At 48.6% G+C, this 9,768-nt stretch carries 7 protein-coding genes and 2 pseudogenes; 3 read left to right on the top strand and 6 right to left on the bottom strand.

Features of this window, described 5'->3' with window-relative positions:
- Positions 1-231 precede the first annotated feature (231 nt).
- Positions 232-414, top strand: a pseudogene (locus tag CLV80_RS18845) (IS3 family transposase); the annotation flags it as partial.
- 36 nt (positions 415-450) lie between these two features.
- Here the strand turns inward: CLV80_RS18845 and CLV80_RS18175 are convergent.
- The 6 genes and pseudogenes from CLV80_RS18175 to CLV80_RS18150 form a co-directional block, all read right to left on the bottom strand.
- Positions 451-703: pseudogene (locus CLV80_RS18175) on the bottom strand (transposase); the annotation flags it as partial.
- Between the two features lie 99 nt (positions 704-802).
- On the bottom strand, positions 803-1,231 hold the full coding sequence (locus CLV80_RS18170; RefSeq protein ID WP_106359360.1) for a serine O-acetyltransferase: 429 nt from the start codon (positions 1,229-1,231) through the stop codon (positions 803-805).
- A gap of 2 nt (positions 1,232-1,233) precedes the next feature.
- On the bottom strand, positions 1,234-3,204 hold the full coding sequence (locus CLV80_RS18165) for an alginate lyase family protein (protein ID WP_106359359.1): 1,971 nt from the start codon (positions 3,202-3,204) through the stop codon (positions 1,234-1,236).
- A gap of 1 nt (position 3,205) precedes the next feature.
- Entirely contained in the window at positions 3,206-4,339 is a 1,134-nt protein-coding gene (locus tag CLV80_RS18160) for a glycosyltransferase family 4 protein (RefSeq protein ID WP_243394630.1), read from the bottom strand.
- A 170-nt stretch (positions 4,340-4,509) separates the two neighbouring features.
- Entirely contained in the window at positions 4,510-5,778 is a 1,269-nt protein-coding gene (locus CLV80_RS18155; RefSeq protein ID WP_243394629.1) for a nucleotide sugar dehydrogenase, read from the bottom strand.
- A 13-nt stretch (positions 5,779-5,791) separates the two neighbouring features.
- Positions 5,792-7,237 carry a mannose-1-phosphate guanylyltransferase/mannose-6-phosphate isomerase gene (locus CLV80_RS18150; RefSeq protein WP_106359356.1) on the bottom strand — a complete coding sequence of 482 codons (1,446 nt, stop codon included), beginning with the start codon at positions 7,235-7,237 and terminating at the stop codon, positions 5,792-5,794.
- A 751-nt stretch (positions 7,238-7,988) separates the two neighbouring features.
- Between CLV80_RS18150 and CLV80_RS18145 the strand changes: the two genes are divergently transcribed.
- Positions 7,989-9,377 (top strand): phosphomannomutase, encoded by a 1,389-nt coding sequence (locus CLV80_RS18145; RefSeq protein WP_106359355.1) that lies wholly within the window; start codon positions 7,989-7,991, stop codon positions 9,375-9,377.
- Between the two features lie 22 nt (positions 9,378-9,399).
- Positions 9,400-9,768: hypothetical protein (locus CLV80_RS18585; protein WP_207766612.1), on the top strand; the 369-nt coding region annotated here is incomplete at its 3' end.

Below are 9,768 nucleotides of genomic sequence, written 5' to 3'. Positions count from 1 at the left end.
AGTAATCTGCCGAGAGGGCAGTTCTTTGCGGAGCGAAGCAAATGAGGTTCGCGTTTATTGCAAAGAATAAGGATATGCTGCCTATCAATCGACTGTGTCAAATTATGGACGTTAGCCCTTGTGGCTATCGTGCCTTTTGTTCCCGGCCGTTGAGCACCAGCCAGCGTAAAGACTTGGTGGTGCTGGCACATATAAGAGAACAGTTTGCCTTATCTCTGGGCATCTATATTAGCCGCAGTTGAGACCGTCTTCAAAACAATCAAGGCGGAGCTGGTCTGGCGGCAATCTTGGACCACACGACGCGCCGCTGAATTGGCAATCTTCAACTACACAAATGGCTTCTACAACGCCCGCAGAAAACACTCAGCACTCGGCTGGAAAAGTCCCTTGGCTTTCGAACGAAAGGCCGCATAAATGAGTAATCGGAGCGGCACAAAACCGTGACACGTCCATAACATCCTGCAACATCTCACGATCCAACGTCAGATCAGCGACAATCCGTTTCAAAACGGTTGTTCTCATCCTCCAGATCACGCAACCGGCGCATCTCAGACGGCATCAGCCCCTCATACTTTTTCTTCCAATTGAAATATGTCGCAGGACTAATACCAGACTTACGGCAAATCTCCGCAACCGTCGTGCCCTCATTACCTTGTCTAACGATAAACGCCTTTTGTGCGTCTGTGAATTTGGATGCTTTCATCGCGCCCACTCCTTCTTCCAGCCAGAAAAATAGCAGTCGGAAACTCTAACTCAAAGTGATCCAGTTTTCAGGGGGCAAAGCAAGTGCAAATGTATAAGACTACGTCAGCTTCTGGATAATTTTTGCAGGGACACCAACAGCTGTTGAAAATGCAGGTACGTCTGAAATGACAACGGCATTTGCTCCAACAATACAACCTTGTGCCAAGGTGATTGGTCCGATCAGCTTGGCACCACTATGAATGACCACATCGGCTTCTAACTTCGGAGCGCCTACAATCGGAGACCGCCCTCCCAGAACGACTTGCGGGCCGATCTGGCAATTGGGACCAATTACAGAAAGTTTATTGACGACAACCGCTAAGCCATTGTGGTGGAAATGAACCGTTGGATCAATTTTTGCGCCTGCGGGGAGGTAACACCCGTACACAAGACGAATGATCAATTCGATCACTCGGGCTCCGAGCTTGGTGATTTTATTTCGTTCGAGCTTATGTGCAACATTTTGCAATCGTACAAGCGTTTGCATATCTAATCCTTAACAATTTCAAGCGTCGTGAAGACGGCTTGATCGCGTAGGCTGGAAGCATCTAAAGTGCAGGTGATGGCTGTGGTCATGTTTTTAATGCCAAATTCAGGCGAATAGGGCCGCGGTTCAATAGCAAGAGTTACTGGCTCGCCCTGTGCTGTGAAACTATCGACATTATTAAGAACTGCTGTGACCCGAGCAATCACGTTCCCTATCAGCAAAATTTCCACACCACCTTCATCAGTAATGCGTGCGCTTAAATCCGGGTGCAGATGCCATGCAAGAACCGCTTTGGCATCCTCATTTTTTAATGTCCCAATCAATCGATCACGCACAACATAACCATTTGGAACGTTTAACGCGAGCTTGCGCTCATGCGTCACACCCAACGGCTTATAACCGTTATGGGTGGCTTGAATGCACAGTCCATCAGTAGTCTGCGCCGCCATAGCCGTACGTTTGGATTTGGCCTTGCGCGCCCAATTAAATGCGCCAGAGACTTGGCTTTGGTCTTGCCCGTCCAGCATCAATGTGTTGTGTAAAGCTGTGCCGCGAAAGGCGTCGCGCTCCGCACCTCCAGAATGATACAGATACGTGCCACAATCAACAAAAACTGGCTGCCCATCTAAATGCCACCAAATCGCCAATGCATCGGCATGGCCATGCGCGGCAATTGACAAATAGCCCAAAGGTCCATGATCCATCGCAATCATGCTGTTACGACCTTGAACGTTATGGCGCAGGACTGAATAGCCACCTGCATCAAAAAAACCAGCCCCTGTTGGGCCTTGTTTAACTGTTTCGGCGCGCCCCATCCAGACCTGACGCAAATGTGCCCGATCATGCGGGGGAGCAAGATCCTCGCGGTCAACCGTCGCACACAAAGAGCTTAAAACAAGCGGAACATAATCCTCTTCGCGCGCATCGCCAGATAGGAAAACACGCCCCTGATCGTCGTCACCTATCCGAGGGACATGGCCTGCATCATCCATCATCCAGCGTAAAACACCCGCGGCATCACCAAGGCGTGCAAGGGCTTGTGGTGGCACGGTGTCACCAGATTGTTTGGCAACACAAAGCGCCAAAAGTATCCATTCCAAGGTGAAACACGTGTAGGTTGGCGATTGTTCCGCGCCGACCCCATCCTCATGAATTTGACGCAACACCTCATCCATCAAGTCTGACCATGCGTGTGAAGCCACATTTTGAGCGGCCGGCAAGTTTGGGGCGAGGCGTGCTAAAGTATAACTCGCAGCCAACTCAGAAATCAGGTGGTTGTTTGCAGATGAAAATTTAGATGGATATCTGTTCATCCAAAGCAAATGGGCATTCAAGCTACCCATAACTTTTTGCAAAAATGCAGGTGAAACATTGTCGGGTCCAAGCAACGATAGGAACGCATAAATGTTCACAATCCTCAAGGCCAATTCGATACCTGAAGCCCAGTTAACGCCTGTAAAGGGCGGATTAGCGTCAATCCAACTGTCTAATACTTGTATCGCAAAATCACGTGCCTCGGCATCACCTTCGCTGCGCCAAAGCGCTGCCGCCATTGGCAAAATTTGTAGCCGATTAACTTCCCATGTGTATTTTATGTCACCTTTAGATTTTTCGTGGCGATAATTGATGTCATAACAATAAGGCGCACTGGGCCAGTCGGTTTTGCTAACAGGATCAAAATGCCAGACACGTTCCAACGGCACCGAAGGCCAAGTGCGCCCTAAGAACGTCCAATGGCCGGCCTGAGCCGCAACAATTTGCGCCCGCCAATGAACCGACTGCGTTGCAGCAACTTGCCGTAGGGCCGCATCATCGATGGTAAGCGGCGTAAACACGACCTCAGACACGTCTTGACTGGTCGTCGCAAGACCTTGCCCCAATTTGCGTTTTGCCTGTTCTTGAAATCTATGCAAGATTTCTGGAATCGACATCGACCTCAACCGGTTCACGTACCAAACAAAACGCGAGTTCATCTTAATCACCCTTGTTCTTTTTCAAAACGCTTTGGTACGCCCCAATCAAAGCAGGCACTTGATACGGCCACGCCATTTCAGTTTCGACACGCTTGCGCCCGATCGCGCCCATACGTGCGCGCTTTTCTGGATCTGCCAGCAAATCTGATATTTTATTAGCAAAATCAACGATATCATTAGCTGCAGCATAAAGACTTGAATCCGCAGCCGAGAACCGACCTTCTGTGACATCAAATTGAACCATGGGCTTTTCAAACGCCATGTATTCAAGAATTTTATTCATCGTTGATTTGTCGTTCATCTCGTTAACGCGATCGGGGTTAACGCAGACATCTGCATTGGACAAGACTTCAAACAACTCGTCATCTGGCGCACGGCCAGGGAAGGTCACATAATCAGACAAGCCCATTTCCTTGGCCATTTCTGTAAGCCCATCCAAGCTTGGGCCACCGCCAATCAACACGAACTGAATGTCGGTACGGCCTTGGGTTTGTACGAGGTAAGCAATACTTTCCAAAAGCAAATCTATGCCTTCTTGATCGCCCATGACACCAACATATCCAACAAGAAAATCGCGACCATTATGCCATTTTTTTGTTTCTGGTTGGCGAATGAGACGCGTCAGATCCGGCCCAGAGCGTACGATAAAGACGTCCTCCGGGACCATGCCTCCACGTTCAACCGCAATCTTTTTATAACTTTCGTTCGTCGCGATAGAGACATTTGCAGTTTTAAATGTCCACTTTTCAAAAAGGCGCATCAAGCGCCAAAAGAAATCGCGACGGTTAAACTTGGCCTCATACAGCTCGGGATTGATATCGTGATGATCAAAAATATATTTGATGCCAAACAGTTTAAGCGGCAGGGCGGCGAGAAAAATGAGATCAGGAGGATTACACCCTTGAATAACATCGATACCCTGACGTCGCCAAACTTTCAGCGTCAGGCGCATTTCATGAAACAACGCCGCGCCATACTCCAATAAATAACCGGCCGCACCAGACGCATCCAAAGGCAAGCTGTGGCGATAGACATGAATACCTTCAATCACCTCTTCAGTCGCATCAAAGCCTTTTCCTGTAGGACAAATAACAGAAACCTCTGCCCCGGCCGCCTTTAGCGTCCGGGCCTCCATCCAAACCCGGCGATCGAACGGAACTGGCAGGTTTTCGACAACGATTAGTACTTTACGGCCAGCCAATTCAGTCGGTTTTACGAGGTCAGAAAAATTACTTTCGTGACGCGGGCGAGAGGTTTCTGTATTCAACGCTTTGTCTTTCTTTTGAGTTCGATCCAGCTTGCAAACTATTTGATAGAGCCAGTCTCAACGGTTTTTGGCGCAGTCAAATCCAGCAGCTTTCCGGTGGCATTATTCACGACAACAAGATCCCAATCCCCTGCTTCGGCAACCTCTTTCGAGATGAGCAATTGATCAATAGTTGGCAGATTGGCATAGGCATAGCCAAGGTTTTGACCACGCAATTTTGCAGGATCAAGAGCAGGATCAAATATCTTTAACTCAACGCCAGCACTCAACAATTTTCGTGCAAGATCAACGTTGGGACTTTCGCGCAAATCATCGGTATCTGCCTTAAAGGCCAACCCAGCCATTAAGACAGTTTTACCTTCACCTAGCTCAGACATAACATAATTGAATTGGTGATTTTTATGCGCCTCATTTGAGCGCAGTAAGCTATCCACGAGATGGAGGTTCGCGCCAACGTCATTCGCAATGAACTGCAGGGCGCGTACATCTTTTGGCAAACACGATCCACCGAAAGCTCCGCCGGGACGCGTGTAATATGGTGAGATGTTGAGCTTTGTATCCGAGACAAATATTTCATGCACTTTCGTGGCCGAAATATCCATTTGCTGGCACACGCGACCGACTTCATTGGCGAATGCAACTTTCACCGCATGCCAAGAATTATCAACGAATTTTGTAATTTCCGCCTCTTCAAACCCTGTTAGAAAAGTAGGGGCTTCGATGCCAGCATGCAGCTTATCCATGATATCGGAAGGCTCGCCATCTATAGTGCCAATCACAATTTTTGACGGATGAAAATAATCATTGATTGCCAAAGCTTCTCGCAAAAATTCAGGGTTGTATACCAGTTCAATTTTATCAGAAAAATCTGCCCCGAGCACACTTTCAAAGATAGGGGTAATCAAGTGGCGTAGGGTACCTGGTCGCATGGTAGACCTATACGTGACAGTCAACTTCTCAAGATTAAGATCTGCAGCTGCCTTAGCTATCTGACGAGAGACCTCAATAATGTAGCGCATATCATGTGCCCCATCAGGGCCAGATGGCGTTCCCACGCAAACAATTGCCAAGTCTGCCTCACGCAAAGCTGTTTGTGTATCATTGGTTGCTTTCAAGCTACCAACAGAACGACCCTTTTGCATAAGCTCTTTAAGGCCAGGCTCTTCAAACGGCGGAACGCCATCGTTTACTTCACGATTTTTCGCGTCACTAACATCTACGCCAACAACATCATGACCCTCGCTGGAAATACAACAGGCAGCTGTGAACCCCACATACCCTAAACCAAATATAGCAACCTTCATCATGTTATTCCTCTAACTAGCCTTTGGCACCTTGCCCGCGCGAATAGATGTCTTCGTAGCGAATGATATCATCTTCACCGATGTAAGATCCTGTCTGAACTTCGATCAAAACCATCGGCACTTTTCCGGGGTTTTCCATGCGGTGAACACAGCCCAGTGGTAAGTAAACAGATTGATTTTCCGTAACGAGTTTCACATCATCATCGATGGTGACACGGGCTGTGCCTTCGACAACGATCCAATGCTCAGAGCGGTGAAAGTGGCTTTGCAAAGACAATGCCCCGCCCGGATGTACGTGAATGCGCTTCACTTGGAAACGATCGCCTATAATAAGGCTTTCAAACCACCCCCATGGACGGTGATCTTTTGGAAACGCCGTGGCCTGTGCGGCCCCCTTGGCTTTCAAAGCTGCAACAGCTTCTTTAACGTCTTGCGCCCGCGACATGTCTGCCACCAGCACCGCATCATTCATAGCAATGACCATGATATTTTTCAGACCAATGCCCACGACCTCTAAGTTTTCACTGTCAGAGCGTAAAAGGCTATTTTCACACTCAATAGGAGTGGCATCACCAGAAGTCACAACCCCGTTTTCATCGGGACCAAATTCGCGCCAAATCGCATCCCAACCGCCAAGATCGGACCAACCGGCATCAAAAGGAACCACCGCTAAATTAGCGGCACGTTCCATCACGGCATAATCGATCGAAATATCCTCTGCTTGGGCCCAAGCATCTGGATCAAGCCTTAGAAACCCAAGGTCGGTTTTAGCATTCGTAACAGCATTCATCACAGGGCCAGTCAAATCTAGAGCATGCGCTTCAAACGCCGCGATGATATCTTTGGCTTTGAATAAGAAAATCCCAGCGTTCCACATAAATGTGCCCGCCTCAAACATGTCCTGTGCCCGCGCTTCGTCGGGTTTTTCAACGAATTGTTTTAGATTGACAGCTGTTCCAGACTCATTGGGCTGCGCGGCCAGTTCAAGGTAGCCATAGGCCGTCTCAGCATGGGTCGGCTTGATCCCAAAAGTCACCAGCTTGCCATCCGTAATCGCGGCAAGCCCTTTTGAGACAGCAGAATGAAACGCGGTTATATCAGGCACAACATGATCCGAGGGAGCAACCAACATGATGGCCTCTGGATCGGCGGCGATCAAATGCATCGCAGCTGCCAAAATCGCCGGAGCCGTGTTGCGGCTTTCCGGCTCAATTAAAATCGCTCCTGGGTCAATGCCAACCTCAGCCAATTGTTCCGTCACAATAAAGCGAAAATCGGATCCCGTTAAAATCATAGGAGCTGCGAATGACAAACTGTCAACCGCACCGCTTAATCGCTTTGCAGAAGCTTGAAATAAAGTTTCATTGCCAACCAGTCGCGAAAACTGTTTTGGGTAACTCTTACGTGATACGGGCCAAAGACGCGTCCCAGAACCTCCGCACAGAATAACTGGAGTAATCATTTTAATTAAAGTCTCTTAAGTATTAGGAATACCTTTTACATACAGAGGGCGTTTCATCCCATCAACACCAAAGGGCGAGCGTTGCTAAAATTTCATACATTTGCACAGTATTTATGCCACTCGGTAAAAAATAGCGATATCCGAACAAAACCACGGCAGGTTATCCTCTTTGGATACACATCTTCGCAAACTCAAAAACGCTTGCTCTGCAAAATGCAATCGCGGATATCCTGATACGGCCCAAGCGTTGCCCCGCCGCCCTCAATGACCCGCGCGTACCTGCCAAACGCTAGAAAATCTCAGTCAAACGGCGATAGGAAACGCCAATGGTTTAACGGCAGGACGTCACTAATAGATCATGACCGCAGTCTGCGAACCACTATGTTCATATGATAGAGTGCTGTGATTGGGTCAAAACCCCTCCCCATATGCCCCTGCCATATTTGCCCATTTTTACGTGTAAATAAACACGGCTCGTTTCGACGTCTTTGAGCCAGATAGGTCTTTAGAATTACATATTGGCGTTTAATTTAAATTTAACACCAATTTTTCCATCTGTGACGCCTGATTTAGTTGCTGCGCTGAAGCATCGGCTATCAAAGCTCTAACAGCCGTGCGTATTTTCTAACCACAAAATGTTTCGCATGCTAAACATCATTAAAACGCCCCAAAATGCATTTCATATATTACCTCAATGACATATTCATCTGACATAAATTATTAACAATAACTGCAATGAAAAGTTTTTATTATGGCTCCTTCTTTTGGTACCAGCGGTCTGCGTGGGCTTGTGTCCGAGTTAACCGATGATCTTGTTGCAGATTATGTACATGCGTTTCTGTCCACTTTGGATAGCTGTGAAACACTTTACGTAGGGCGTGATCTGCGCCCCTCTTCTCCTGATATTGCCTCTCTCATTTGTCGCGTTGCTGAACAGGCTGGGGCAGATGTTATCGATTGTGGTGCGCTTGGCACCCCAGCCTTGGCATTGGCGTCAATGGGAGCGTCCGCCGCGGCTATCATGGTCACGGGTAGCCATATTCCTGCGGATCGCAACGGACTTAAATTCTATCTGCCAGATGGTGAAATTTCAAAAGCTGACGAGACTGCGATCAACATGGCCTATGCTAATCGCAAACGCTTTAATGGGACGGGGGGCAGTTATATGGAAAACACCACAGCTGAACCGCGTTATGTTGCGCGTTACATTGGCGCTTTTGGCGCGGCTTCTTTGACTGGGTTACGTATTGGAATTTACCGCCATTCATCTGTCGCGCGTGACACGATGGAACATATTTTCACTGGCCTTGGCGCTGAGATTGTGCCCCTCGCTCATTCCGATAGTTTCATCCCTGTTGATACCGAAGCGGTGGATACTGAGACGCGCAGTGAACTTGCAGACTGGTGCCGCACTCATGGGCTTGATGCGATTGCCTCTACTGATGGTGATGCAGATCGTCCAATGCTGACAGACGCAACCGGCAAGGTCATTCCCGGCGATGTTCTCGGCGTGTTAACTGCGCAGGTGTTGAATGCAAAAGCCGTGGTGACGCCTGTGTCGTCTAACGACATGGTGCGGCGCTTGCCTGATTTCGATGCCGTGCAATTGACCAAGATTGGATCACCTTTTGTGATTGCGGGTATGGAGGCGCTACGCGACAGTCTTCCTGATGTCATCGGATTCGAGGCCAATGGCGGCTTTCTTCTAGGCTTTAATGCAACGATCAACAGTCCGTTGTCTCCTTTACCTACGCGCGACTGCATGCTGCCAATGATTGCTCCGTTATTCGCTGCGAAAGTGGCAGGTCAAAGCCTTGCTGAATTGGTTGCAGGTTTGCCCCCATGCTTTACCGCTGCCGACCGTTTGCAAAATATAGATCGTTCGAAAGCAGACGTATTCTTGTCGCGCTTGATCGAAAACGAACCCATCCGTGCAGCGTTTTTTAGTTCATTTGGGACAATTGCATCAATCGATTTAACCGATGGGTTGCGGATGGATTTTATCAGTGGCGATGTGGTTCATCTGCGCCCCTCAGGCAACGCGCCAGAGTTTCGCATCTACGCGCAGTCTAACTCTGAGGCACGCGCATGGGATGTAGTCGCACAAACCAAAGACGCTGTGGCGGGGCCGTTAATGTAATGCGATCGCAATGAGCAGGTCTTTGAGCGCATCAACACTGTTCAAATTGATAGCTGAGGTTGAAACCACCTCAACAGGCTTAGCCTCTTCAATCTGTACCGGCGCAAAGTCCATGCCATCCAAGTTGGGCACAACAAGCTTGCCCTCCCGAGCCATACGCTGCCAATCTCGGCGCGATCTGGCTATAAATCTGTCTGTTGGATCAAAATCGCAAAGGTTTACATTTTTTGTTTCGTGCCCGAAACAAAATGCCAACGTTTGGCAAAGCGTATTTTTACGGGCGGCGGGCTTTCAGTCTGTCCGTCGTCAGGTTTTTTGGAACCAAAGCGGGCCTAAACTAAGAGAGAGTCTGGCTCATCTGGTTGGTTTGATTATGCGGCGTGTTGGCGGT

Origin of the sequence: Yoonia maritima (genome assembly GCF_003003285.1) — a bacterium.
In the GTDB taxonomy this organism is placed as follows: domain Bacteria; phylum Pseudomonadota; class Alphaproteobacteria; order Rhodobacterales; family Rhodobacteraceae; genus Yoonia; species Yoonia maritima.
Note: the sequence above shows the minus strand (reverse complement) of the source record. Positions and strands in the feature narration are given on the sequence as shown.

Coding starts and splice junctions, on each gene's coding strand:
- CLV80_RS18170 (WP_106359360.1), bottom strand. CDS start 1,231: ATGCAAACGCTTGTACGATTGCAAAATGTTGCACATAAGCTCGAACGA.
- CLV80_RS18165 (WP_106359359.1), bottom strand. CDS start 3,204: ATGAACTCGCGTTTTGTTTGGTACGTGAACCGGTTGAGGTCGATGTCG.
- CLV80_RS18160 (WP_243394630.1), bottom strand. CDS start 4,339: ATGGAGGCCCGGACGCTAAAGGCGGCCGGGGCAGAGGTTTCTGTTATT.
- CLV80_RS18155 (WP_243394629.1), bottom strand. CDS start 5,778: ATGATGAAGGTTGCTATATTTGGTTTAGGGTATGTGGGGTTCACAGCT.
- CLV80_RS18150 (WP_106359356.1), bottom strand. CDS start 7,237: ATGATTACTCCAGTTATTCTGTGCGGAGGTTCTGGGACGCGTCTTTGG.
- CLV80_RS18145 (WP_106359355.1), top strand. CDS start 7,989: ATGGCTCCTTCTTTTGGTACCAGCGGTCTGCGTGGGCTTGTGTCCGAG.